The organism is Pseudomonas sp. KH_050, from assembly GCF_057838875.1.
Map to the genome: position 1 here is coordinate 4,488,373 of NZ_CM174478.1, position 25,518 is coordinate 4,513,890.

Sequence of the window (25,518 nt, forward strand, 5' to 3'; positions counted from 1 at the left end):
CGATCTTTTAGGGCCGACGATGAAACCGCAAACATTAAGGAATCACTCGATGCCTGCCTTCAGCAAAATCCTGATCGCCAACCGCGGTGAAATCGCCTGTCGCATCCAGCGCACCGCGCAGGCCCTGGGTTACCGCACGGTCGCGGTGTTCAGCGACGCCGATGCCGACGCCCGCCACGTGCAACTGGCAGACGAAGCCGTGAACATCGGCCCGGCGCCCGTGCACCAGTCCTACCTGAACATCGCCGCGATCATCGACGCGGCTCAGCGCAGCGGTGCTGATGCGATCCATCCCGGTTATGGTTTTCTTTCGGAAAACGCCGCGTTCGCCACGGCCTGCAAAACTGCCGGAATTATCTTTATCGGTCCGAGCCCCGAGGCTATCGAGCTGATGGGCAGCAAACGCTTGTCCAAAGTCGCCATGCTCGCCGCAGGGGTACCCTGCATCGATGGCTATCAAGGTGCCGAGCAGGACGATGCAACCCTGAGCCGCGAAGCCGAGCGCATCGGTTATCCGTTGATGATCAAAGCCAGCGCCGGGGGTGGCGGACGCGGCATGCGCCTGGTGCAGCAGGCCAGCAACCTGCTGGAGCAAATCCGCACTGCCCGCTCCGAAGCCCGGCACGCGTTTGGCTGCGCTGAACTGATCCTGGAGCAGGCGCTGATCGAACCGCGACACGTGGAAATCCAGCTGTTCGGCGACCAGCACGGCAACCTGATCTACCTCGGTGAACGCGATTGCTCGATCCAGCGTCGCCATCAGAAAGTCATCGAGGAAGCGCCCTGCCCGGTGATGACTGCCAAGTTGCGTCAGGCCATGGGGGACGCGGCACTCAAGGCCGGTCGCGCGGTGAACTACGTCGGTGCGGGCACCGTGGAGTTTCTGCTGGATCAGCGCGGGCAGTTTTACTTTCTGGAAATGAACACTCGCTTGCAGGTCGAACATCCGGTGACCGAACTGATTACCGGCCTCGATCTGGTGGGCTGGCAGCTGCAGGTCGCCGCCGGACTGCCGCTGCCGTTGCGCCAGGAGCAGGTCGAACTCAAGGGCCACGCCATTGAAGTGCGCTTGTATGCCGAGGACCCGGCTGCGGATTTCCTGCCGCAGACCGGCCAGGTGCTGCGCTGGGAACCGGCACTGCAGGACGGTGTGCGCGTCGACCATGGCCTGCTCGAGGGCCAGACGGTCAGCCCGTTCTACGACCCGCTGCTGGGCAAAATCATCGCCCATGGCGCCACCCGCGAAGAAGCGCGGCGCAAGTTGCTGCGAGCGGTGGAGGACAGCGTCCTGCTGGGTCTGCAGAGTAATCAGCGCTTGCTGGCCATGCTGCTGGAACACCCACAGTTCATCGCCGGTGAGTTCAGCACAGCGTTCATCCCCGGGCATTTTGCCGATGCACCCTGCCTGCACCCGCACATACCGAGCGCCGAAGAACTGGCGATTGCCGCGGGGCTGTTCTATCAGCGTTCAGCCAGCCTCCATTCAACCGTGCTGGCTGGTTGGCGCAACAACGCCAGCGTGCCACTGCACTATCGGATCGGCCTGGAGGCTGGGCAATGGTCGCTGGAACTGACCACCCTCCCCGGCGGGCAGTGGCGGGTTCAGGTCGGTGGAAAAACCCTCGAATTGAAGGTACTCGAGGCTGACGGCCGCTGGGCCAGCCTTGAGATCAACGGCGTCCGTAGTCGCTACGCCTACCGGCTCGATGCCGGGCAATTGTGCTTGTTCACCCGTCCTGGCAGCCTGCTGCTGTGGGATCAGACCCAGGCGCTGGTCAGCAGCCAGGTCAGCGCCAGTTCCGGGACCCTGAAAGCGCCGATGGATGGCGCTATCGTCGAGGTGCTGGTCAATGAAGGCAGCCAGGTCAGCAAAGGCCAGTTACTGCTGGTGCTCGAAGCGATGAAAATGGAGCATCCGCTCAAGGCCGGTATCGACGGGGTGATCAAACGTATCCAGGTGCGGCTGGGCGAGCAGGTAAAGAACCGACAAATATTGCTTGAGGTCGAATAAGTATCTAGGCGGATCCGCCGGGTTTCGCTACGCTCAGGTTTCATCAGGAAGCGGATAATCAGGAAGCCTGCAATGCCTCACTGGCTGGTAATTGATCTTGAAGCCACAACCGATGATGGTGGTTGGCCGGTTGCCGAGATGGAAATCATCGAAATCGGCGCCACTCTAGTGACCCGTGACGGCCGGGAGCTCGATAGTTTTCAGCGCTTCATCCGCCCGTTGCGTCGACCGTTGCTGACGCCATTCTGCCGTGAGCTGACTCACATCACTCAAGCCAACATCGACACCGCCCAGACATTGACCGAGGTCTGGCCACAGTTCGAACGCTGGCTTGGCCAGCGTCAATCAGGTCTGGAGGGTTGGGCCAGCTGGGGCGATTACGATCGCCGGCAGCTGGAACAGGACTGGCAGCGCCTGCAGTTGCAGAGTGCCCTGAGCCGGGTGCCCCACATCAACCTCAAGCAGCGCTTTGCCAAGGTCCGTCGGCTGGAACGGCCGCTGGGGCTCAATGGCGCGTTGCAACTGGCCGGGATGCAGTTCAGCGGCCAACAGCACCGGGCACTGGAGGACGCACGCAATACCGCCCGCCTGTTACCGCTGAGTCTTGCGTAGCAGCTGCCGAGCCTGCGAGGCAGCGTTCGGCCGCGTAGCGGTCGTAGCCCGGTGCATACGGTCGTTCTATTAAATCGCGATCACAGGATTTACGACTGCTTCGCAGCCGAACGCAGCCTCGCGCAGCTCGGCAGCTGCTACGGCCACGGCATCTACAGGGGGTGACGGGCTATTTAGGCTTGTGCATACTGGCCAGCCTTTTTTAGCCCTTTTCGAGGAATCGCCCATGTTTAAAGTCAACGAGTACTTCGACGGCACCGTCAAGTCGATTGCCTTCGGAACCACCGAAGGTCCGGCCACAATCGGCGTCATGGCCCCGGGCGAGTACGAATTCGGCACCAGCCAGCGGGAAATCATGCACGTGGTGTCCGGCGCACTGACCGTCAAACTGCCGGACAGCAGTGACTGGGAAACCTTCGCCGCTGGCAGCCAGTTCAACGTACCGGCCAACAGCAAGTTCCAGTTGAAGGTCGCTGTCGATACCGCTTACCTGTGCGAATACCGCGGCTGATAACTCAACCCCGGTTTATCCACTGAAAAAATGCCCGTATCGATCGATATGGGCATTTTTTTATTCAGGGCAGACCAGGGCTTATTCGAGAATCGTCACCGGCATCCCGACCTCAAGCCAGCCATTGCCGTCGTTGACCAGGTTCTGGCCGAACATCGCTCCATCCTCCTGCGCCCGGTATTTCTGCAGCGTGGCCAGGGGTTCGCGATCGGCACTGCGTTCGCCGGTCTGCGGGTCGATGGTCGTGAGGATGCAGCGCGAGCATGGCTTGACCACGCGGAACTCGATATCGCCGATGCGGATGCGCTTCCAGCCGTCTTCGGCAAAGGCCTCACTGCCTTCGATCACCAGATTGGGCCGAAAACGCAACATCTCCAGCGGACGGCCGACGCGCTCCGCCAAATCATCCAGCGACCCCTGACCGATCAGCAGCAACGGAAAGCCGTCGGCAAATGCGACCTGATCATCGTCTCTACCGTAGCCCGCTTGAGTGGTGCGCGCACGTTCGACCGGCACCTGCACCAGCCGCGTGGGTTTACCAATGAACTCGCTCACCCAGGTGCCCGCTTCATCGCCGGCATCGGGAACGCGCAGGGTGTCACGCCAGATGGTCACGCCGCGCAGTTGCGCTTGGGCGGTGGGCAACGGGACCTCGATGGACGAAAAACCCGGAGCACTGAGGGACAGTCCGCCAGCCGGAGTCCACAGGGCCGAGAGTTGACTCATCTGCGGTACCGCGCGCTGGGTCAGGAAACGCCCGCTGGCTTCATCCACCAACATCCAGCGGCGATCCCCGTCCAGCCCCAGTTTGTCCAGGGAGACCTGTTGCAACGGTTCGCCCTTGCCGGACTTGAGTGGGTAACGATAAAGCGCGCTGAGACGCAGCATGAGCCAGCTCCCTGTTGGGCCAAAAACGCCACCCTATACGAGCTTGATCGCCGAATCAAAGGCAGAGGTGTAGTCTGCTCATCAGCATTAGAATCTACACATTCTCGTTGGCCGAACACTCTATCTGTGGCGAGGGGGCTTGCCCCCGCCGGCCGGTCCGCGCTCGGGCGCAGCAGTCGTAAAACCGGCAGATGCGCTCTACCTGGAAAACCGCGATTGTCGGTTACAGGGCCGCTCCGCGACCCAGCGGGGCGGTGCGGCGTTCCGACAAGCCCCCTCGCCACAGTACTCGGCAGCTCTTAAAAAATGTGTAGATACCTATGCCTCGTCAGGCGGTGACTTCATCCAGCATCAAACGTTGACGGACCACGTCGACCAGTTTGTCCGGCTGGAATTTGGAGAGAAAGTTGTCGCAACCGACCTTCTTCACCATCGAATCGTTGAAGCTGCCGGACAACGAGGTGTGCAGCACCACATACAACCCGCGCAGGCGCGGATCGTTACGGATTTCAGTGGTCAGGCGGTAACCGTCCATTTCCGGCATTTCCGCGTCGGTGAAGATCATCAACAGCTTGTCGGTCATGACCACCCCGGTGTCTGCCCAGGCCTTGAGCATGTTCAGTGCCTTGAGGCCATCGCTGGCGATGTGCATCTTCACCCCAATCTGGCCCAGAGTGTCGCGCAATTGCGACAAGGCCACGTTGGAGTCATCGACTAGCAGCACTTCACGGCCGCGGGCACGTTCCAGCAGCGGGTCTTCGAGTTTTTCCCGGGATACCCTGGCGTTGTACGGGACGATCTCGGCCAGGACTTTTTCCACGTCGATGATCTCGACCAGTTGATCGTCAACCTTGCTGATGGCCGTCAGGTAGTGCTGGCGACCGGCGCTGGTCGGTGGTGGCAGAATCGCCTCCCAGTTCATGTTGACGATGCGATCGACCCCCCCGACCAGGAACGCCTGCACCGAACGGTTGTACTCGGTGACGATGATCGTGCTGTCAGGGCCTGGCACCAATGGCCGCATGCCGATCGCCTGAGACAGGTCGATCACCGGTAGCGTCTGGCCACGCAGATTGACCACACCGCAGACAAACGGATGGCGCTGAGGCATCAGCGTCAACTTGGGCAACTGCAATACTTCCTGCACCTTGAAGACGTTGATCGCAAAAAGCTGGCGCCCGGCCAGACGGAACATGAGAATTTCCAGGCGATTCTCACCCACCAGCTGCGTGCGTTGATCTACCGTGTCGAGAATGCCGGCCATTTTGACTCCTGGGCTTGTTCTGATGAATTCACTAAAGAGAGTTATCGGCCGATAGCGCACGACCTTGACCCCAGTGGCGCGCGGTTTCAGGAGGCCACTGAAACAATTGATATCATATTAACATCATGGTTTACTGGCTTCCTCACTCCATTAGCTGCAGAGCACCAACGCGCGACCCCGGTTTCTGCACAAGGTTCCCCTGTCTAAGGGAATCCCCTAGTGGCAATCAGGTCCGTCCTGATGTTCCCGATATCCAATAGCCATTAATGTGAAGCCATTCTCATTGCATGAATGGAGTCGGGCTTTTGGTTGTAATCGCTGGATCCTGGCCTGGCCCTCTCTCGAGTTCTTCAGCCGCCTACACCACTCAAGCATCGCAGCTGGCAATCCCGGATCAGCCAAATGCTGCCGGCGCTGCATCCTCGTGCCTGAGTGATGAGCCAGGCGCAATCAGGACGTTTGTCTGCGGCCAGCAAAAAACAGAAACGGACTACACACACCCGTCGACAGTCGGCATTAACTTATCGCCGCTCGCCACACGCGACATTCCCCCACCTGACATGACGTTGTGGAGAAAAGCATGCTGAAGGACGGAAAGGAATGGCATCACCGGCTTCCCGAGTTTCTTCTCGAAGCCGAGACGCTATTGGCCAAGACAGAGGAATGCCTGACTCATCTGCAATTGATCAGGAATGACCAGGATGCCATCGGTTGCCTGCTGAGCACCTTGCTCAAACTTGCCAACAAGGCCGATGCCCTGGCGATCCAGGCTGTTTCCGAGTTCTCGCGGAATATTCATGGCCTGCTGAGTCAGGCGCGCAATCACATGGATTTGCACGAGCAGGCTCTGGACGCCTTGAAAGACTGCTTTACCTTGATGGCCTGGCAACTCGAACTCATCGATCCAACGACCGGCAAGCTCAGCCTTGATGACCATGAACAGTTCATTCTGATCAATGCCCTGGCCTTCCAGGTGGGTCAACGCCAGTGCACGGTTCCCTTGCATCCGAAGCCGTTCAGCCTGGTGTCACTGGCGCAAAGACAGCCGTGAGTGTGGTAAAACAAAAACCGGGCATCGAGCGGCGAACAGGCTTTGCCTGAGCACTGCGCAACTGAGCGCTGCCCACGCCTGGCCATATTAAATACTCCCTTGCCATTTTCGATATGACACGCTGGATCCATCATCAACTTGAACCCATGTCCGGAACAGCTGAATATCTGACCATCCGGACCTATAGGCCAAACGCGACCAACGGTATCTTAGGTGGTATTATGCCGGGCCTTGGTTAATTCACTTAGCGCTACAGTGACTTCAGAGCCAGTGCGCTCATTTGAAACCAGGACTGCAATCAGCACTCTTTTCAAACACAGGCCCGTCAGTCATCAGGACCGGTCTACCCGCAGCGAACATTTATTGGCTTCATCCGTTATGTACGCTAGCCTCAAGTCCTTTATCGCCTGGCCCCCCTCCCGAAAAAACGCGCGCCAGCTCAGCCTGTTGCTGTGTCTCTGCTCGGCCCTTGGCAGCCTGCTGATCTACTTTCAATCCAGCGCACTGCCCTTGAGTCTGCTGGTGCTTGACCTGGCGGCGTTGACCAGTGTCTGGGTGCAGCATCGTCACTCGCTGAAATCGATCAAGTTTCAGCCCCAGGAACTGGCTGACCGCCTGCTGCAAGTACAGGAAACCGAGCGGCATCGGCTCAGTCGAGAGCTGCATGACGACATCGGTCAACTGCTGACTGCGGCAAAACTGCAAAGTGAATGGCTCAAACGCCGCTTGCCCGAAGATCTGCATGGTCAATTCTCGGTGCTTTGCGACACACTGGAAGAAACCCTGACAAAGGTCCGCGATGTATCGGTCGTTCTCAATCCCAGACAGTTGGCCAGTCTTGGACTGGAGGCCAGTTTGCGCGCGCATCTGCTCAAGACCCTGGCAAATACCCCGGTGCACTGGAGCCTCGAATGCCAACAGCGCTTGACCGGCATCCCGGAAGAGATGGCTGTGGCGGCCTTCAGGATTACTCAGGAAGCCATCACCAACATGCTGCGCCATGCCCAGGCGAGGAATCTGCTGATACGCCTGCAACGTCTGCCCCAAGGTCTGGCACTGTTCATCAGCGACGACGGCCTGGGTTTCTCTCCTGCCGCCAATCCGGGTGAGGAAGGCCAATGCGGAATGGCCGGGATGCTGGAAAGGAGCATTCAGCTCGGTGGGACGTTGACTGTCACCAGCGAACCCGGCAAGGGCACCCGGATCGAAGCACTCTTCCCCTGGGCACCGCGCGCGCGCGAACGGGCCAGCACCCATAAGGTTCTACATTGACCTGTAACTTACTTCTGGTGGATGACCACTCGCTGATCAGGGCCGGTGTGCGTGCATTGGTCCTGGACATTCCGGGCTATGCAGTAATCGGTGAAGCCAACGATGGCGCACAGTTGCTCGAGATGGTCGAGAAGCTGCGGCCGGATATTATCCTGTTGGATATCTCGATGAAAAACACCGGCGGCCTTGAGGCTCTGCAGCAGCTCAAGGCTGTACGCCCGCAGAGCAAGGTGCTGATTCTGTCCATGCACACCGACCCCGCGTTGATCATGCAGGCGCTGGAGTCAGGTGCTCATGGCTATCTGCTCAAGGACACCACCGCCACCGAGCTCGAACATGCGCTGCAGGCCTTGCGCAGCAACGAGCGTTACCTGAGCCCGGCCATTGCTCACACGGTGATCAACCAGGCCCTGCTCCGTTCCCGGGAAAACCCGCCGCAACAGGCGCCAACCCACAATCTGACGGCCCGCCAGCTGGAAATCCTGCGCCTGATCGTCCGCGGGAAATCCACGCGAGAAATCGCCAACGGCCTGGGCTTGAGCATCAAGACGGTGGAAACCCATCGTTCGCAGATCATGAAGCGCTTGCAGATCTACGACGTTGCCGGTCTGGTGCTGTTTGCCGTGCGCGAACAGATCATCAGCCTCGATGACTAGTCAATAGTGGCCTGTGTGGCCACTAGCCGCCCCCCAAGTAATGGCGAATCTGCAGCAAGATGGACCCGCAATGCTCTCGGGTGCGCCGAAAAACGCAGGTTGTCGCCCTCCATGGGTTCCCCATCGAGGTTGATGTACAGGCCTTCCGAGACCTTGATTTCAACCCACGGCAAGCGCGCCCGGACAAACATGTTATCGATACCCAGGCCGCCGGACAGCAGATCCCTCAAGGTGCCAACCAGCTCCTGTGGCGCTGGCAGAATACTGATATCGAGCAAACCGTCATTGACCACTGCCTCCGGACACAACAATTGCCCCCCGCCGGCCTGCCGACCATTGCCGATGCCCAGCGCCAGCAGATCGCCTTGCCAATGGAAATCCGGTCCGTGCAACTCTCCGTAGGCTGCATGCAATTCACTGAAGCGCGTCAGCCCGGTAAACAGATAGGCCGCCCCGCCGAGAATTTTCTTCAGGTCTTCAGAAGTGTTGGCCGTGACCTGGCTGCCGAAGCCTCCTGTCGCCATGTTCAGAAATATCTGACCACCAACCTCACCCAGATCAATAGCCTGAGCTGGCACATCGAGCATTCGCAAGGCTTCCTCGGGCTCCAGCGAAACACCGGCCGCGCGGGCAAAGTCGTTGGCCGTGCCGAGGGGCAACAACACCAGACTGGCATCGCCGGCGTTCAAGGTCATCGCCTCGGCAATATCGCGCAAGGTGCCATCACCGCCACCGGCAATCAGTTGTGTGTAACCCGCGGCGAGTGCCTCATCGACCAGACGTCGAGCATCGCCCGCCTCCCACGTCAGCCGCACCGCCAGTTGCCAGCCTTCGGCCCGCTTGGCGCGGACGGCTTCGCGAACCTGCTCGTTGAGTGCTTGCTTGCCATGCAGAATCAACAGCGCCTTGCGCTCACTCATCGTTCATCACTCAACTATTGGAAGGGTCTTGAAGGATGTTGACCTGCGGCAATCGAAAAAAACCCGGAAAGATCGATTTATTTTTCGAAGCCGCCAGGTGGCATCGAGCCCGCTCGGCAGGTAATGACCAGCGACTCAGCACTGTTGCCAAGGTAAATGTGCAAGGTTTATAGAGAAATTTCCTGCAAGTGGTTGGGAATCAGACCAATTGACCAGAAAGAGCTAATGTTAGAACGTTCCGGTGTAGCGTTTAACAGGCCTGCGACGCCTCACACAAGGAAGTGAATTGACATGAACCTTAAAAAGTTCTTCAAGGGCTCGAATCAATTGCGTCCAAATCTCTCACTGACCCAGGTCGAACACCACAGTATGGAACTCGATAAAACGCCCCATAACGGCAAATCCATCAAGGCCAGGCTCGCCTGCTCGGCAGGAGCAATACTGGTGTTGATTGCTCTCCTGACCTGGATTTCCAACAGCCGCTTTGGTCATCTTCTGCAAATGCTGATCCACTAGTAGGAGCTGCCGCAGGCTGCGATCTTTTAGGGGCCCCTGGCATTGGGGCTTACCCCAGTACTTCGCTCAACGGAATGAAGTTCACCCAATCACCCTCGACCAGCGTGCGATCCTCCAGCACTTCGACCAGCCCTTCGGCCCAGGCCGCGCTGCGCAGTACCCCGGAGCTCTGGTTTCTATAGATGATTGCTCGCCCTTGCTCCAGCCGCCCTCGAAGGTACTCTCGACGGCTACCGGGCTTGGACCAGACAAACCCTGCCGGCACTTGAAAGCGCAACGGCTCGACCTTCGCCACGCCCTGACGACGCAGCAGATAAGGCCGGGCCAGCAAGGCAAAGGTCACCAGGGTCGATGCAGGATTTCCCGGCAAGCCAATGACCGGCACTCCGCGGAAATGCCCGCATGTCAGCGGCTTGCCGGGCTTGATCGCGAGTTTCCACAGCGCCAGTTCACCCTCCTCACGCAAAGCAATACCGAGAAAATCCGCTTCCCCCACCGAGACGCCGCCGGTAGAAAGGATCAGGTCGACGTCACCCAGCTCAGCGAGCCGGTTGCGGGTAGTCGGCAAATCATCGGGCAAGATCCCGGCATCGATCACTTCACATCCCAGACGCTGTAACCAGCCGCACAGCAACACTCGATTGCTGTTGTAAATCTGTCCAGGTCCGAGCGGTTGTCCCGGCTCGATCAATTCGTCGCCCGTGGACAGCACCGCTACCCGCACCCGACGGATCACTTTCAGTGTCGCGCAGCCCAGGGAGGCGGCCAGACCTTGCTCGATAGGTCCCAAACGAGTACCCGCTGACAAAACCACTTCACCGACGGTGGTTTCCTGGCCTTGCGGACGAATATTCTGTCCCGCGTGTAACGTCTCGGTGAAGCGGACCCGCCCATCGGCCAGCACTTCGACATTTTCCTGCATCTCGACGCAGTCGGCGCCTTGGGGCACTGGAGCGCCGGTGAAGATTCTCGCGCAGGTGCCAGGTGCCAAAGGCTCGGGGGCCTGGCCGGCAAATATTCGCTGGCTGACCGTGAGTGCTTCACTGCTGTAATCGGCAAGACGCAAGGCATAGCCGTCCATTGCGCTGTTAGGCCAGGGCGGAAGATCCAGGGTCGAGATTAAATCGTCAGCCAGAACCCGGCCTTGCAGGGCTGCCAATGGCAGTTGCTCGCACTCGCGAATCGGCGAAGCTTGCGCCATTGCCAGCAAGCGGGCCAACGCGACCTCGACCGACATCAAGGCGCCGGTCTTGCCCGGCTTACCCACGGGATTCACAGGCTGCAGCCTGCTTCAGATGAGGAACAAAGTTGCAGGGCCTATGCCGCGAATCCAGTTGCTCGGCGAGGATCCCGTCCCATCCGGTGCGAACCGCATTGGTCGAACCTGGCAGGCAGCACACCAGGGTGCCATTGGCCAATCCGGCCAGGGCGCGGGACTGCACCGTCGAAGTGCCGATGTCCGCAACCGAAATCTGCCGGAACAGCTCGCCAAAACCATCGACCTGTTTATCGAGCAGGCAGCTGACGGCTTCCGGAGTGCTATCGCGCCCGGTAAACCCGGTACCACCGGTGATCAGCACCACCTGCACCTGGTCTTCGGCGATCCAGGTCGCGACTTGCGCACGGATTTTGTAGAGATCATCTTTAAGCAGGACCCGCGCCGCCAGGTTATGCCCCGCAGCGCTCAGTCGGTCGACGAAGAGCTGTCCGGAGGTATCGGTTTCCAGAGTGCGGGTGTCGCTGACAGTCAATACCGCGATGTTCAACGGTGCAAAAGGTACATCAGCCTTGGCTTTCATCGGCTCGATCCAGTTGTAGGAGAAACAGCCCGGTGTTATATCACAGCGCCCTATTTCGCCGCCCCTGTGGAGACGCGCCATGAACTCGAACACTCACCTGCCGCCCTGCTCCATTCTGCTCCTGGCTGGGGGGCGCGGCCAACGCATGGGTGGCCAGGATAAGGGCCTGCTCGAGTGGCGAGGCCAGCCGTTGATTGCTCACCTGCAGCACACGACCCGTGAATTGAGTGACGATCTGATCATCTCCTGCAACCGCAACCAGGAGAAATATGCGCCCTTTGCCGACCAACTGGTCCAGGACGACATCGACGACTTCCCGGGCCCACTGGCCGGCATTCGCGCCGGGCTGGCGGTAGCTCGCCATGCATGGCTGCTGGTACTGCCGTGCGATGTGCCGCAAATCGATGCCGACCTGCTCGATGCCATGCGTGAAACCGCCAGTCAACACCCCGAAAAACCGCTGATGCTGCGCCATGGGGAACACTGGGAACCGCTGTTATGCGTCATCCCGACGACGCTCGCGGGCGCTTTCGAACGTGCTTGGGAGGAAGGTGAGCGCAGCCCCGGCAGACTCATGCGCAGACTGGGTGCCGTGGCCTTGCAATGTCCCGAAAATGATCAGCGACTGGCCAATCTGAACACCCCTGAACTCTTGCGCCAGTAGCATGCTGAGTCAGAATGACACTAGCCAAGGAACTTGCGCACGCGGTATACGTCTCAAGATCACTAATCAAAAAATAATCTTTTTTGGAGACAGATCATGACTCAACGGACCCTCGCCACTCTGATGCTTGCACTGGGCCTCGCGACGCTCGCCGGTTGCTCGTCGCCTAGTGTGATTACCTTGAATGACGGTCGCGAAATCCAGGCTGTCGACAGCCCTCGATATGATTCGAAATCGGGCTTCTATGAATTCGAACAGCTGGATGGCAAACAGACCCGCATCAATAAAGATCAGGTTCGTACCGTCAAGGAGCTGTAAGCCTGACGGCTATGCTGCGCGCCAGATAAAACCTGCCTTGTGCGGGTTTTGTCGTTTATGGCCTGGCGCCAGCCTTTACCGGAATCACCATTGCAACGTGATTTCGCTTTCGAAACGACGCTCCAGCCCACTCAACGGGTCGATAAACCGCAAGCCTTGTGCCAGCAACTTCAGCGGGTTGGCATAGTCATCCTCGGCATCCTTGAGGACCTGGGGATAGAATGGATCATTGCAAATACCCGCTCCCAACGCGCTCATATGCACCCGCAACTGGTGCTTCTTGCCGGTCACGGGAGACAACGCGTAGCGCCAGAGCTCAGCGTTTTTCTCGCTGACCGCGACCGCCGTTTCGGTGTTGCTCGGACCCGGCCCCTCCTGCATGCGGAAGAAAGGTTCGCCATCGACCAGTCGGCTTTTGTGAACCAGCGGAAATGACAACTCAGGTAAAGCCCGGGCGATAGCCTCGTAACGCTTCTCGATTTTCCGTGTGGGGAATAACGACTGATAAGCCGAACGGCTCTCGGGATTGGCCGAGAACAACACCAGGCCCGCCGTATGCCGGTCGATGCGATGCAACGGCACCAGGTGCGGATTATCCAGGCGGCGGATCAGCCGTCGCAACAAGGTCTGTTCGACGTACTCACCCGCCGGAGTGACGGGGAGAAAATGCGGTTTATCGGCCACCACCAGGTGTTCATCGGCATAGAGAATCGACTCCAGTACCGGGATCGGCTTTTCGTCAGGGACCTCACGAAAATAGTGAATCCGCAGACCTTCCTTGTATGACAGGCCAACGTTGATCGCCACACCCTGGCCATCAAGCACGCGCCCACGAGCAATCCGGTCCAGCCACTGTTCGCGGCTGATGGCACTGAAGTGTTCGCACAGGCAATCGAGCACGGTCGGCCATGAGCCCGCCGGCAGGTACAAGGTGCTGGCTTGATTCTGTGCAGCGCTAAAAGATGACGTAGACATACAGGGCTCTGGCCATTAATGCAGGCCGGCATTATCCAGCATGGGCGCAAGCGAACCTAGGAGAGATTCCATCACCGGTATCAGGCGCGGATCATTTCATGTCGCGCTGCGGCTTCGGTAAACTCCTTGAGCCAGCGCAGCACATCGACTGCCTCCCAGCGACCAGGGTCGTAAAGCGCATATAACAAGCCTTGATAACCCACGACATCCAGTTGCCGGTGGTATCCGGCACGCTGAAACAAGGCTTCGATTTCAGCGAAGCAGGTATTGAAATGCAGCTTGTTGAAAGGCGTCTTGCCCTCAGTGACCAGACCATCCAGACGCAGTTCAAGTACCGCCTCGCGCACAACCTCAGCGGACATCCGGTTTACGCTGCTCTTCAATTGTTCGACATTGACCATGGTAAACCCCTCCGTTTCTCGATTCGCCAAGTGAGAGACATGGCAGAACACTTCGATAACTGTACATACATACAGTAACCGAATAATGCGTCTCTCGCCAACGCAATGACAGAAAGATCGACAACCGGGAGGTGGCTGTCGTCAAGGCAGATTACGCTTCAACGTAAAAATGCTACCACCTGCGCGGCATCGAACGGCCAATCCAGTTCCGCACCGGTATCAACGCGACGCAGTACCGGGATCCGTAATTCGTAGCTTTCGAGGAAGGATTCGTCTTCAGCAATGTCCACCAGTTCCACCAACAAACCGCGCTCCACCAACGGCATCACTTCAGCTTCGGCGAGTTCACAGAGATGGCAACCAAGGGTACCGAACAGCTGGCATTCAGGGGGCATGACAAACAGACCAACAAGGAATAGGCGTTCATTCTAGGCCGGACGGGAAAACTCGTCGAGCCAAGGGATCCGCCTGCCCGGAACCAGCGGCAACCAGTACCACAAAAGATGACGTGCATCATCCTTGCCCAGAGCCAATTGCGCGATGCTCGTGGTTCTACCTCTACGCTCAGACAGGCAAGGCCCCTGACCGGAGATTTCTGTGTTTGCGAATCTGTTGATCATCCTCGCCTCATCACTGGTGGTTATTGCGCTGTTCCGGCGCCTGCAACTGCCGCCGGTGCTGGGTTATCTGTGCGTCGGCCTGTTAGTCGGGCCGACGGCATTCGACTGGGTGAATGACAGCGAAGACCTGCCGGATCTGGCCGAACTGGGCGTGGTTTTTCTGTTGTTTTCCCTGGGACTGGAGTTCTCCCTGTCGAAAATGCTCGCGTTGCGTTCCGTGGTGTTCGGCCTGGGCAGCCTGCAGGTGCTGGTTTCAGGGGCACTGCTGGGTGGAGTGTTATGGCTGTGTGGCGTATCGACCACCTCGGCCATGTTGCTCGGTGCCGGCCTGGCGCTGTCCTCGACGGCCATCGTCAGTAAAGAATTGACCAGCCTCGGTGAAATATTCAGCAGCCACGGCCAGAACGCGATCGGCGTGCTGCTGTTCCAGGATGTGGTCGCGGTGCTCTTGCTGACCCTGGTCCCGGTGTTTGCCGGCAACAGTGATCAAACCTGGTACTGGGCGCTGCCGATTACCCTGGGCAAGACCGTCATCCTGTTTGTCGGCCTGCTGTTGGCCAGTCGCTGGCTGCTGCCGCGCCTGTTCCATGAGGTCGCCGCCTCCCACTCCGCCGAATTGTTCGTGCTGCTGGCCCTGGTCATCGTGCTGCTGACTGCCTGGCTGACTCACTTGCTGGGACTCTCCCCCGCCCTCGGTGCCTTCCTGGCCGGCATGCTGCTGGGGGAAAGCCATTACCGGCATCAGATCGAAGCCGACATCCGGCCGTTTCGCGACATCCTGCTCGGGCTGTTCTTCGTCAGTATTGGCATGTTGATCGACCTGCAGTTGTTCGTCAGTCACGCGCCACTCATCCTCGGCTTGACCCTGGGGCTGTTGCTGATCAAAGCCACTGTGGTGGCGGCGCTGGTCAAGTGCCGCGCCAGCGACGCTGAAACCGCCTGGCGCAGCGGCCTGGCACTGGCTCAGGGTGGCGAGTTCTGTTTTGCGCTGATGGCGCAGATGCAACAAAGCAAACTGATGCCCGGCGACATCAGTGGGCTGCTGCTGGCGGCGACGTTCTGTTCGATGCTGCTGACACCCCTGCTGTTGCGCGCCGCCCCCGGGATCGCCGCTCGCTTGCATCGCAAACCCAACGAGGAAACGAAACTGGAGCAGATCACCGAGCTCAATGCCGAACTGAACGGGCATGTGGTGATCTGCGGTTACGGTCGGGTCGGCCAGTCCATCGGGCGCTTCCTGCGCCGCGAACAACAGCACTTTATCGCGCTCGATGACGACCCGGTACGGGTTCAGGAAGCCGCGGCCGGAGAAAGCTGCGTGCACTATGGCGATTCACGCCGGGGTGACCTGCTCGCCGCTGTAGGGCTTGGGCGCGCACGATTGCTGGTGATTGCCGTGGATAAGAGCGAGATCGCGATGATCGTGCTCAAGGAGGCGCGCCGCATCAACAGCGAGGTACCGATTCTGGTGCGGACCCGCGATGACAGCCAACTGGGCGAGTTGAAAGCCGCCGGTGCCAGCGAAGTAGTCCCGGAATTGCTCGAGTCGAGCCTGATGCTTGCCTCCCATGCGTTGATCATGCTCGGACTGCCCGAAACACAGGTCCAGGCCAAAGTCGATGAAGTCCGGCACAACCGCTATCGACTGCTGCATGGCTTTTATCATGGCGCGCAGAGCAACCTGCTGGACAATCGCGGCCTGCCCAAGGTCCTGATGCATGCGGTCAATCTCGGAGCCAACGCCCACGCCTGTGGGCTGTCGTTGGGTGAACTGGCCCTGGAGCTCTTGGGCGTAGACGTTCAGGCCGTGCAGCGCGATGGCAATGACCTGACGATGGATAGTGCCACCCATTTGCAGGCCGGTGACAAGGTACTGATGTCCGGAACCTTGTCAGCCATCGAGGCCAGCGAAGCGCGGTTGCTGGGCGGGGCGTAGGTACTGGAGACGGCGAACCAATGCGGTAACCGGCCGAACGCAAAGATCAAAAGATCGCAGCCTGCGGCAGCTCCTACGGGGGAAAACGTGTACCCACAAAAACAGGCTGGCCGGCAGGCCGCCTTCGCCGACGGACAAATGCGATCTTTTGCCATCCACCCTCAATCCTGGCTCACCGAGCCGATCTTGTGTATCGATAGATCCGCGCCGTAATACTCCTCTTCCTGGCTCAATCGCAGGCCATTGAAGTACTTGATGACGCCATAGACCAGCAGCCCACCCGCAAAAGCGGTCACCACTCCCAGCGCCGTTCCGATCAACTGGCTGATCAGACTGACCCCACCCAGACCGCCCAATGCGCTTTGGCCGAAAATACCGCAGGCAACTCCGCCCCAGACTCCACAAAGCCCATGCAATGGCCAGACACCCAGCACGTCATCGATCTTCCATTTGCCTTGCGCCGCGGTGAAGCACCAGACGAACAATGCCCCGGCGATGACGCCCGTGACCAGCGCCCCGACCGGGTGCATCAGGTCGGAGCCCGCGCAAATCGCTACCAGCCCGGCCAAGGGGCCGTTGTGCAAGAAGCCAGGGTCATTGCGCCCGACAATCAACGCCGCCACAGTGCCGCCGACCATCGCCATCAACGAATTGACCGCCACCAACCCGCTGACTCCTTGCAGGGTTTGTGCGCTCATGACGTTAAAGCCGAACCAGCCGACAATCAGAATCCACGAACCCAAGGCCAGAAACGGAATGCTCGACGGCGCAAAGGCGACCAACCGACCCTCGCGATAACGGCCCTGCCGTGGCCCGAGCAACAACACTGCGGCAAGTGCCAGCCAGCCACCCATGGCGTGCACCACCACTGATCCTGCAAAATCGTGGAAGGTCGCGCCAAAGCGTGCGAGCAACCAGGCTTGCAGACCCAGATTGCCGTTCCACACCATGCCTTCGAAGAACGGGTAAATGAACGCCACGATCAGCGCCGTGGCACAGAGCTGGGGGGCGAATCGGGCGCGCTCGGCGATACCGCCAGAGATGATCGCCGGAATGGCCGCAGCGAAGGTCAGCAAGAAGAAAAACTTCACCAACCCATAGCCATGATCCGCGCTGATCACTGCTGCCGGTTGCATAAAGCTGACACCGTAGGAAATCCAATAGCCTATAAAGAAATAGGCCAGGGTCGAAACAGCGAAATCGCTGAGGATTTTCGATAACGCGTTAACCTGGTTTTTTTGCCTGACTGTACCCACTTCCAGAAAGGCGAAACCGGCGTGCATGGCCAGAACCATGACCGCACCCATCAGAATGAACAGCGTATTGGAGCTGTGGACCAGACTGTCCACAGCGCTTTGCAAGTTTTCCATGGAGTTGGCAGACCTGAATGCAGGAAAAAGCACCAAAGCAGTTCGGCGACATTCTTTTATGCACCAAATTGGCACCCGCCAAGTCAGGGGTGAACCGCTTTGGCGCAGAAAGTACGAACAGGCAAATCGCCGCTAGGGGTTTTTCGCGGGTTTTAGTTTTTTAGGTTATGGTTTTCATGGCTCGCGCCGCACTGATGCTCAGTCTCGGCGCAAAACTGCTTCCCTGCGCACCATGACAAAGCAAAAGCTGTACCAGTCAATTGCACTGAACCTTCCGACAAGCCTCATACTCGAAACATTCAGAAGCCACCTACGGAGATAACCATGGCCAGCAAAACAGCAAAGACTGCTCAAGAAGTACTGATGGCGGATTTTCAAACCCTGGTTAATGACACGGAAAGGCTGCTGGAACATACCGCGACATTGGCCGGTGACCAGGCCGATGAACTGCGTTCGCAGATCCACGACAGCCTGTTGCGTGCCCGCGAAACCCTGCAACTGACCGAGGATTCGCTGCGCGAACGCGGCAAGGCGGCTGTCACCGCCACTGAAGACTACGTCCAGGCCAACCCATGGCAATCGGTGGGCATTGCCGCTGGCGTGGGTTTTCTGATCGGCCTGCTGGCGACGCGGCGCTAATATGGCTATCGGTGAATCCGGCTCGTCCGCGACGGGCCCAACATCCTCCCCGCGACGACTGGGTGCGGCGTTCCTGGGTTTGTTGCACAGCCATGTCGAGCTGTTCGGCATCGAGTTGCAAGAGCAGAAAGCCCGGACCGTGAGCCTGTTGTTGTTCGCAGGTTTAGCCCTGGTGTTTGCCTTGCTGCTGCTGATCGGGCTCTCGGCACTGGTGCTGATTCTGCTCTGGGACAGCTATCGCCTGTCCGGGATCATTGGCCTGTGTGTCTTCTATACGCTTGCCGCACTGTTTTGCGCTCTGCGTTTGAAAGCGGCAATCTTCGACGAGTCATCGCCGTTCCATGCGACCCTTGAAGAATTGGCCAACGACCGGGAGCGCCTCCTGCCATGAACCAGCCCGAGCTACCACCCAACAGTTCCCGACGCGAAATGCGCAAGGTGTTGATCCGTCTGCGCATGGAAATGCACCGTCAGGAAATCCGCCATGAGTCGCAGAACCTGTTGCAACCGTTGCAGCGCGTCCGCGGGATGACCCAAGGCTTGCAGGAAGGTTTGCACTTCAAGCACGCGCCACTCTGGGGCGTCGCAGCGGTGACCTTGCTTGGTTTTCTGAGCGGCAAGGGCACCAGGAGCGGTGGTGTCAGAAGCCTCTCCCGGCTCGCCAGACTTGGCGTCAGTCTGGTGCCGCTGATCAAACTGGTAATGCAAGGTACCCCCCGTAAGGACTAGTACTGTCGGCATCCGGCTGCATTCTTGCAGAAACCCCGGGTCGGACCTCCTTATCGAGGGGTTCGATCCTGTCTGTTCGTATGGCAGTAAACCTTCCAGCAAGAACTGATCGCTGCTCATCGAAATTGACGCCGCCGGGCTGTCGTTCCCCTTGCAGCGCGACGCGCGAACCGGGAAGCTAGCCCATCAGTCACTTGACGGAGAGTACCAGCCTTGGATTGGCAAACACTGCTTACCCGCGAACGACTCGGAAAGCCTCTGCACAGCCCGGAAGAGCTCGGTCGCAGCCCTTTTCATAAAGACCACGACCGCATCATTTTCTCCGGTGCCTTCCGCCGCCTGGGACGCAAGACTCAGGTGCACCCGGTATCCAGCAATGACCATATCCATACGCGCCTGACCCACTCTCTGGAAGTCAGCTGCGTCGGTCGTTCGCTGGGTATGCGCGTTGGCGAAACCATCCGCGGCGCACTGCCCGACTGGTGCGACCCGGCCGACCTGGGCATGGTGGTGCAATCCGCCTGCCTGGCTCACGACATTGGCAACCCGCCATTCGGCCATTCGGGCGAAGACGCGATCCGCCACTGGTTCCAGCAAGCCGCAGGCCGCGGCTGGCTTGACGCCATGAGCGAGGTCGAGCGCAATGATTTCCTTAACTTCGAAGGCAACGCCCAAGGTTTTCGGGTGCTCACTCAGCTCGAATACCACCAGTTCGACGGCGGTACGCGGCTGACTTACGCAACGCTCGGCACCTACCTGAAATACCCCTGGACCGCGCGCCACGCCGACTCGCTGGGCTACAAGAAACACAAGTTCGGCTGCTATCAGAGTGAACTGCCGCTACTGGAGCAGATCGCCCTTAAACTCGGTCTGCCGCAACTGGAGGAACAACGCTGGGCGCGTCATCCGCTGGTTTATCTGATGGAGGCTGCCGATGACATCTGCTACGCCCTGATCGACCTTGAGGATGGTCTGGAGATGGACCTTCTGGAATACGCCGAAGTCGAGTCCCTGCTGCTGGGACTGGTGGGTGACGACCTGCCGGAAACCTATCGCCAGCTCGGCCCGCAGGACTCGCGCCGGCGCAAGCTGGCGATCCTGCGCGGCAAAGCCATCGAGCACCTGACCAACGCCGCCGCACGGGCATTCGTCGAGCAACAGGATGCTTTGTTGGCCGGCACCCTTCCTGGCGACCTGGTCGAGCATATGCACGGTCCGGCCAAGCGTTGCGTGTTGAATGCCAAAGACATGGCTCGCAAGAAAATATTCCAGGACAAGCGCAAGACGTTGCATGAAATCGGCGCTTACACGACGCTGGAAATCCTCCTGAATGCCTTCTGCGGTGCAGCCCTGGAACAGCACGGCGGGCGTACCCCGTCGTTCAAGAATCGGCGCATCCTCGACCTGCTGGGTAACAATGCACCTGACCCAAGCTGGCCCCTGCACACCTCCTTCCTGCGGATGATCGACTTCATCGCGGGCATGACCGACAGTTATGCCAGCGAGATGGCACGGGAGATGACCGGACGCTCCAGCCCGCAGTAGCCGCTTTCGATCAGCCGCGTCCAAACCACTATGGCTGATCGAACTGCTGTAACCGGGCAACAACTAATAACAGCCCTGCCAGCTCGTGATCTACCCAGGCGAAACAAGTTCACGCTATAACAATCAAAAACAAATCAACAACAGCCATCCGGCGCACACTCAAGAAACACCCCATATCGCGAGTAGGAATACTTACTCATACCGAATGAAAAATACACTTCTCAAATCCACATACACTTACATATGGTTTCAAACTTAATTTACCGCTTACTCAACCTAGTCCATCCGTAATCCTTCGCCTTTTTTATTGTAGGATTTATCCTATATTGCACCTACGGGTCAGTCAGTTCATGCGTCCGCGCCTCCATCTGAGCTAAGGTGCCCGCTTTATTTACGCTCGTATGGGATTTGATTATGAACTCAGTTTTTATTGTCGACGACCACCCCGTTATCCGCCTGGCAGTGCGTATGTTGTTAGAGCATGAAAATTATAAAGTCGTCGGTGAAACTGACAACGGGGTTGATGCCATGCAAATGGTTCGCGAATGCATGCCCGACCTGATCATTCTCGATATCGGTATTCCCAAGCTCGATGGGCTGGAAGTTCTTTCTCGCTTCAACGCCATGAACCCGCCCCCAAAGACTCTGGTACTGACCGCACAGTCCCCGACTCTGTTCGCGATTCGCTCCATGCAATCGGGTGCCGCCGGTTATGTCTGCAAGCAAGAGGACTTGAGCGAGTTGATGAGTGCCATCAAGGCGGTTCTATCCGGTTACAACTACTTCCCTAGCCAGGCATTGAATCCTGTTCGCGGCAATGATGCAGCCTCTCTCGAACTGGACCTGTTCAAATCAGTCAATGATCGGGAACTCATGGTGCTGCAACTGTTTGCACAAGGCCGCACTAACAAGGAAATTGCCAAGGGAATGTTTCTCAGCAACAAGACCGTCAGCACTTACAAGAAAAGACTCATGCAAAAACTCAAAGCCAAATCCCTGGTAGAACTTATCGAATTGGCAAAACGTAACGCGCTAGTGTGAGAAACAGGATGCCCAGGCGTTTAAAGGATTATTTAATATTATTGAGCGCAGGTTTATACCTGAGCACCTCCGCGTACGCGGTACAACCCGGGGCTGAACACTACACACTGCTGAGTCGCTCGGGCCTTGGCCACATGGAAGTCCCGCTGGACAAAACACAACTGCAACGGGTCCAGAACAAGCGCGAATTGATCCTCGGCACTTCCGCTGAGGACTACCCTCCTTTCGACTTGACCATCAGCGGTCAAGACTATGAAGGGCTCACCGCCGATTACGCAGGCATCCTCGGCAAGACCCTGGCCCTGCCCATCAGGGTGCAACGCTATGCCTCAAGGGAGACGGCCATTGAGGCACTGGAGCAGGGTGAAGTCGATCTGCTCGGTACCGCCAACGGCTTTGAAGCGGGTAACCCCAATCTCTTGCTTTCAACGCCCTATGCCGTGGACCAGCCAGTGCTGGTCACTCGAAAAAGCGAAAGCCGCTCGCTGACCGATGGGCTCGCCAACATGCGCCTGAGCATGGTGTATCACTACCTGCCGGCGGAGGAAGTCAAGGCGCTATACCCGCAAGCCATCATCACCTCCTACCCTTCCTACCAGAACGCAATCAACGCCGTGGCCTTCGATCAGGCAGATGTCTTCCTCGGCGATACCATCTCGACCCACTACATGATCAACAAGGGTTATCTGAAAAACATTCAGATGGCCAACTTTGGTAAACATGAGGCCCATGGCTTCAGCTTTGCAGTGCGCGAAGACAATAAGGACCTGCTGGAAATCATCAACGCGACACTCAAGGCTGTTCCAGTTGTCGAACGAGAAAGTATCGCCAAACGCTGGAGCGCCGGCAGTGACATTCTTCTCACTGATCAAAAATTACAACTGACGTCCCGTGAAGAACACTGGCTCAAGCAACATCCGACTGTCCGTGTGGTAGTGAACGAGACCTACGCCCCGCTCACTTTCTTTGACTCCGATAACAACTTGCGTGGCATCACCGCGGATCTGCTCGAACTGATCAGGCTTCGCACCGGCATGCGTTTCCAGGTCCAACGCAGCCGTGGCACCGACGACATGATCAAGCAGATAGAAGAAAACCAGGCCGACATCATTGCCGCCATCCTGCCAGGCAATGAACGAGAGAGCACACTCAGCTTCAGCCGCCCTTACCTGCAAAATTCCTATGTGCTGCTGACCCAAAAGGATGCCACACACCTGGCTGGCCTTGAACAATTTCCAGGCAAACGCCTGGCGGTTCCCCAAGGCAGTCCGGTGGTGGATTTTCTGCGCGACGAGTTCCCGCTGATCAGTCTGGTTGAAACCAGCGACACCTTCAGCGCCGCGCAGTTATTGGCCGAGGGGCAAGTCGAAGGCGCTGTGAACTCACTGGTGATCGCCAACTATTTCATTTCCTCGCAGCTGTTCCAGGACAAACTTCAGATCAGTGCCACCATCGGCACCCAGCAGGCCGCTTACTCCCTCGCCACGGCACGCAGTGCACCAGAGCTGAATTCCATCATCAATAAAGCGCTGTTAAGTATCGCGCCGGACGAATTGGGCATCATCAACAGTCGCTGGCGTGGTTATAGCGCGGCGCCGGACAGCTACTGGCGCAATTATCAACGCCTGATTTACCAGATCGTCATCGGTGCCGGTCTGCTATTGCTGATTTCCCTGGCCTGGAACGCCTACATGCGCAGGCAGATCAATCAACGCAAGATAGCCGAACGGGCACTCAATGATCAGTTTGAATTCATGCGAGCCCTGGTCAACGGCACACCGCATCCCATTTACGTGCGGGATCGAGACGGACGCCTGCAGAGCTGCAACGACAGCTATTTGCAGGCCTTCTGTGCCAGGCGCGAAGACGTCATCGGCAAGAACGTCATGCAGGGTGTATTGAGCAATGAGTTTGAAGCCCGTCAATACCAGGCTGATTATCAACGCGTGGTAGCCGAAGGCATTCCCTTGATCGTCGATCGCCCACTGCATATCGGCGGGCGAAAGCTGACGATCTACCATTGGGTTCTGCCCTACCGCGATTCGACGGGAGAGGTGCAAGGCATCATTGGCGGCTGGATCGACATCAGCGAACGCCGCCAACTGTTCGATGAACTGCGATCGGCCAAAGAACAGGCCGATGATGCGAACCGCGCTAAAAGCACTTTCCTGGCAACTATGAGCCATGAGATTCGTACGCCGATGAATGCGGTGATCGGCATGCTCGAATTGACCTTGAAACGCGCCGACCAAGGTCATCTGGATCGTCCGGCCATTGAAGTGGCGTACAACTCGGCGAAGGATCTACTGGAGCTGATCGGCGATATTCTTGATATCGCCCGCATCGAGTCAGGCCGCCTGAGTCTCGCCCCTGAACGAGTCAACCTGCACGAGATCGTCGAGTCGGTCATCCGCGTGTTCGACGGGTTGGCGCGTCAGAAAAACCTCAGCCTGCTGCTGGAGTTCGATTCCAGGGGACAGCAAAACGATGTACTGATTGACCCCCTGCGCTTCAAACAAATCCTCACCAATCTGGTCAGTAACGCCATCAAATTCACCGAGCACGGCCATGTCAGGCTCCGGGTCCAGCTGGAACCCGGCGAACAGCCGCAACAGATTCAAATGCAGTTACAGGTTCAGGACACTGGAATTGGCATCAGTGACGACGACCAGCAACGCCTGTTCGAACCCTTTGCCCAGGCCGACAGTCCTGGACATTTGGCCCGGACTGGAGCAGGCCTGGGCCTGGTCATCAGCCGTAGCCTGTGCGAGATGATGGGAGGACAGTTGAGCCTGACCAGCCAGATCGGGACTGGCACTCAAGTTCACGTCTCATTGACGATGACCAGCCTCCCTCCCAACGTGGCCGTGGAGGAGGTCAAACCAGCGCTTCCCAGCACAAGCGCGGTTTTGAACGTTCTGGTGGTCGATGATCATCCGGCCAATCGCTTGCTCATGTGCCAGCAACTTGGATTCCTCGGGCATCACTTTACCGCTGCTCACCAGGGCGCCGAGGGCTTGCAGATCTGGGAAGACGGTCACTTCGACCTGGTGATCGCGGACTGCAACATGCCGGTCATGAATGGCTATGAGCTCACCCGCGCCATCCGCCAGAGTGAACAACAGCAGCAGTCGCCCCCCTGCACCATTCTGGGATTCACCGCCAACGCCCAACAAGAGGAAAGGCACCGTTGCAAGCGGGCCGGGATGGACGATTGCCTGTTCAAGCCGATCAGCCTGAGCGCATTGAATCAACGCCTGGCAGAGATAAAGCCGTTATTTCCCGCCAACAGCACCTTCAATCTTGATGGCTTGCAGCTTTTGACCGGCGGTGATCCGCGCCTTGTTCTACGCTTGCTCGCCGAACTCCTGAGCAGTACCCGTCAGGACCTGCAAGCACTGCTCGCACTGCCCCATGAGGGTGAGCGCCAGGACTTGATCGATATGGCGCACAAGATCAAGGGGGTTGGCCGAATGGTCCGCGCCTTTAACCTGACCGAGCATTGCGAAGCCCTCGAGCAGTCCTGCACCGAAGGCGCCAGTAACGAGCACGTCGATGCCTGCCGCAATGCCATTGAACAGGCCATGCTTGAATTGGAGCGAGATTTGCAACAACAAATCCGGCAGCACACTGGGCAAGTCGTGGAAAAAGCCCCTGGTACGACCAACAGACCTTGAACAGCCCTCACCGGGGAACCTGATGCAAATTCTCACAGCTTGCGCTCACCGGCCAGGCTGTTTGTGCGCCACATCGGTCGCTACTGCAACTCTGCAATGCAGA

General features: G+C 58.3%; 25 protein-coding genes. 16 read left to right on the forward strand and 9 right to left on the reverse strand.

Going from position 1 to position 25,518, the window contains the following annotated elements:
- The first annotated feature begins 49 nt into the window (after positions 1-49).
- From AC3IUA_RS20365 to ppnP, 3 genes are all read left to right on the forward strand, one after another.
- Positions 50-2,011: an acetyl-CoA carboxylase biotin carboxylase subunit gene (locus AC3IUA_RS20365; protein WP_489356707.1), complete on the forward strand. Its 1,962-nt coding sequence runs from the start codon at positions 50-52 to the stop codon at positions 2,009-2,011.
- A 72-nt stretch (positions 2,012-2,083) separates the two neighbouring features.
- Positions 2,084-2,623 carry a 3'-5' exonuclease gene (locus AC3IUA_RS20370; protein WP_489356708.1) on the forward strand — a complete coding sequence of 180 codons (540 nt, stop codon included), beginning with the start codon at positions 2,084-2,086 and terminating at the stop codon, positions 2,621-2,623.
- Between the two features lie 226 nt (positions 2,624-2,849).
- Positions 2,850-3,134 (forward strand): pyrimidine/purine nucleoside phosphorylase, encoded by a 285-nt coding sequence (ppnP, locus tag AC3IUA_RS20375; protein ID WP_085725017.1) that lies wholly within the window; start codon positions 2,850-2,852, stop codon positions 3,132-3,134.
- 81 nt (positions 3,135-3,215) lie between these two features.
- On the opposite strand, the gene AC3IUA_RS20380 is transcribed toward ppnP, so the two are convergent.
- Complete coding sequence (locus AC3IUA_RS20380; RefSeq protein ID WP_489356709.1) at positions 3,216-4,022, reverse strand: MOSC domain-containing protein; 807 nt, start codon at positions 4,020-4,022, stop codon at positions 3,216-3,218.
- Between the two features lie 328 nt (positions 4,023-4,350).
- Positions 4,351-5,286 (reverse strand): chemotaxis protein CheV, encoded by a 936-nt coding sequence (locus tag AC3IUA_RS20385; RefSeq protein ID WP_489356710.1) that lies wholly within the window; start codon positions 5,284-5,286, stop codon positions 4,351-4,353.
- 580 nt (positions 5,287-5,866) lie between these two features.
- Between AC3IUA_RS20385 and AC3IUA_RS20390 the strand changes: the two genes are divergently transcribed.
- The 3 genes from AC3IUA_RS20390 to AC3IUA_RS20400 all read left to right on the forward strand — a co-directional run bounded on the left by AC3IUA_RS20390 (position 5,867) and on the right by AC3IUA_RS20400 (position 8,265).
- Entirely contained in the window at positions 5,867-6,337 is a 471-nt protein-coding gene (locus tag AC3IUA_RS20390; RefSeq protein WP_489356711.1) for a hypothetical protein, read from the forward strand.
- A gap of 378 nt (positions 6,338-6,715) precedes the next feature.
- On the forward strand, positions 6,716-7,609 hold the full coding sequence (locus AC3IUA_RS20395; protein ID WP_489356712.1) for a sensor histidine kinase: 894 nt from the start codon (positions 6,716-6,718) through the stop codon (positions 7,607-7,609).
- A complete protein-coding gene (locus AC3IUA_RS20400; RefSeq protein ID WP_489356713.1) occupies positions 7,606-8,265 on the forward strand; it encodes a response regulator in 660 nt (219 codons plus the stop codon). The genes AC3IUA_RS20395 and AC3IUA_RS20400 overlap by 4 nt, the downstream gene beginning before the upstream one ends.
- Here the strand turns inward: AC3IUA_RS20400 and yegS are convergent.
- On the reverse strand, positions 8,262-9,185 hold the full coding sequence (yegS, locus tag AC3IUA_RS20405; RefSeq protein ID WP_489356714.1) for a lipid kinase YegS: 924 nt from the start codon (positions 9,183-9,185) through the stop codon (positions 8,262-8,264). The two genes, AC3IUA_RS20400 and yegS, sit on opposite strands and share 4 nt — an antisense overlap.
- 291 nt (positions 9,186-9,476) lie before the next feature.
- On the opposite strand from yegS, the gene AC3IUA_RS20410 reads away from it, so the two are divergent.
- A complete protein-coding gene (locus AC3IUA_RS20410) occupies positions 9,477-9,701 on the forward strand; it encodes a hypothetical protein (RefSeq protein WP_489356715.1) in 225 nt (74 codons plus the stop codon).
- Positions 9,702-9,750: 49 nt separating this feature from the next.
- Here the strand turns inward: AC3IUA_RS20410 and AC3IUA_RS20415 are convergent, their stop codons facing one another.
- Both AC3IUA_RS20415 and moaB read right to left on the reverse strand, forming a co-directional pair.
- Complete coding sequence (locus AC3IUA_RS20415; RefSeq protein ID WP_489362415.1) at positions 9,751-10,938, reverse strand: molybdopterin molybdotransferase MoeA; 1,188 nt, start codon at positions 10,936-10,938, stop codon at positions 9,751-9,753.
- 22 nt (positions 10,939-10,960) lie between these two features.
- Positions 10,961-11,500, reverse strand: a complete 540-nt coding sequence (moaB, locus tag AC3IUA_RS20420; RefSeq protein WP_489356716.1) for a molybdenum cofactor biosynthesis protein B — start codon at positions 11,498-11,500, stop codon at positions 10,961-10,963.
- 79 nt (positions 11,501-11,579) lie between these two features.
- Between moaB and mobA the strand changes: the two genes are divergently transcribed.
- Together mobA and AC3IUA_RS20430 are read left to right on the forward strand one after the other, a co-directional pair.
- On the forward strand, positions 11,580-12,164 hold the full coding sequence (gene mobA, locus AC3IUA_RS20425) for a molybdenum cofactor guanylyltransferase MobA (RefSeq protein WP_489356717.1): 585 nt from the start codon (positions 11,580-11,582) through the stop codon (positions 12,162-12,164).
- Between the two features lie 96 nt (positions 12,165-12,260).
- Entirely contained in the window at positions 12,261-12,482 is a 222-nt protein-coding gene (locus tag AC3IUA_RS20430; RefSeq protein ID WP_489356718.1) for a YgdI/YgdR family lipoprotein, read from the forward strand.
- Between the two features lie 84 nt (positions 12,483-12,566).
- Here AC3IUA_RS20430 and AC3IUA_RS20435 read toward each other — a convergent pair whose 3' ends face one another.
- From AC3IUA_RS20435 to AC3IUA_RS20445, 3 genes are all read right to left on the reverse strand, one after another.
- Positions 12,567-13,457: a pseudouridine synthase gene (locus tag AC3IUA_RS20435; protein ID WP_489356719.1), complete on the reverse strand. Its 891-nt coding sequence runs from the start codon at positions 13,455-13,457 to the stop codon at positions 12,567-12,569.
- An 80-nt stretch (positions 13,458-13,537) separates the two neighbouring features.
- Positions 13,538-13,858 carry a transcriptional regulator gene (locus tag AC3IUA_RS20440; RefSeq protein ID WP_489356720.1) on the reverse strand — a complete coding sequence of 107 codons (321 nt, stop codon included), beginning with the start codon at positions 13,856-13,858 and terminating at the stop codon, positions 13,538-13,540.
- 158 nt (positions 13,859-14,016) lie between these two features.
- On the reverse strand, positions 14,017-14,253 hold the full coding sequence (locus tag AC3IUA_RS20445) for a glutaredoxin family protein (RefSeq protein WP_489356721.1): 237 nt from the start codon (positions 14,251-14,253) through the stop codon (positions 14,017-14,019).
- Positions 14,254-14,455: 202 nt separating this feature from the next.
- On the opposite strand from AC3IUA_RS20445, the gene AC3IUA_RS20450 reads away from it, so the two are divergent.
- Positions 14,456-16,414 carry a cation:proton antiporter gene (locus tag AC3IUA_RS20450; protein ID WP_489356722.1) on the forward strand — a complete coding sequence of 653 codons (1,959 nt, stop codon included), beginning with the start codon at positions 14,456-14,458 and terminating at the stop codon, positions 16,412-16,414.
- A 161-nt stretch (positions 16,415-16,575) separates the two neighbouring features.
- Here the strand turns inward: AC3IUA_RS20450 and AC3IUA_RS20455 are convergent, their stop codons facing one another.
- On the reverse strand, positions 16,576-17,784 hold the full coding sequence (locus AC3IUA_RS20455) for an ammonium transporter (protein ID WP_489356723.1): 1,209 nt from the start codon (positions 17,782-17,784) through the stop codon (positions 16,576-16,578).
- A gap of 324 nt (positions 17,785-18,108) precedes the next feature.
- On the opposite strand from AC3IUA_RS20455, the gene AC3IUA_RS20460 reads away from it, so the two are divergent.
- From AC3IUA_RS20460 to AC3IUA_RS20485, 6 genes are all read left to right on the forward strand, one after another.
- Positions 18,109-18,423 (forward strand): ElaB/YgaM/YqjD family protein, encoded by a 315-nt coding sequence (locus AC3IUA_RS20460; RefSeq protein ID WP_489356724.1) that lies wholly within the window; start codon positions 18,109-18,111, stop codon positions 18,421-18,423.
- Between the two features lies 1 nt (position 18,424).
- The gene (locus AC3IUA_RS20465) at positions 18,425-18,814 is read left to right on the forward strand and encodes a phage holin family protein (RefSeq protein ID WP_489356725.1); all 390 of its coding nucleotides are present in this window, start codon (positions 18,425-18,427) and stop codon (positions 18,812-18,814) included.
- Positions 18,811-19,152: a hypothetical protein gene (locus AC3IUA_RS20470; protein WP_489356726.1), complete on the forward strand. Its 342-nt coding sequence runs from the start codon at positions 18,811-18,813 to the stop codon at positions 19,150-19,152. The genes AC3IUA_RS20465 and AC3IUA_RS20470 overlap by 4 nt, the downstream gene beginning before the upstream one ends.
- A 213-nt stretch (positions 19,153-19,365) precedes the next feature.
- Entirely contained in the window at positions 19,366-20,697 is a 1,332-nt protein-coding gene (locus AC3IUA_RS20475; RefSeq protein WP_489356727.1) for a deoxyguanosinetriphosphate triphosphohydrolase, read from the forward strand.
- Between the two features lie 414 nt (positions 20,698-21,111).
- The gene (locus tag AC3IUA_RS20480; protein ID WP_489356728.1) at positions 21,112-21,738 is read left to right on the forward strand and encodes a response regulator; all 627 of its coding nucleotides are present in this window, start codon (positions 21,112-21,114) and stop codon (positions 21,736-21,738) included.
- Between the two features lie 8 nt (positions 21,739-21,746).
- The gene (locus AC3IUA_RS20485; RefSeq protein ID WP_489356729.1) at positions 21,747-25,415 is read left to right on the forward strand and encodes a transporter substrate-binding domain-containing protein; all 3,669 of its coding nucleotides are present in this window, start codon (positions 21,747-21,749) and stop codon (positions 25,413-25,415) included.
- Positions 25,416-25,518 lie beyond the last annotated feature (103 nt).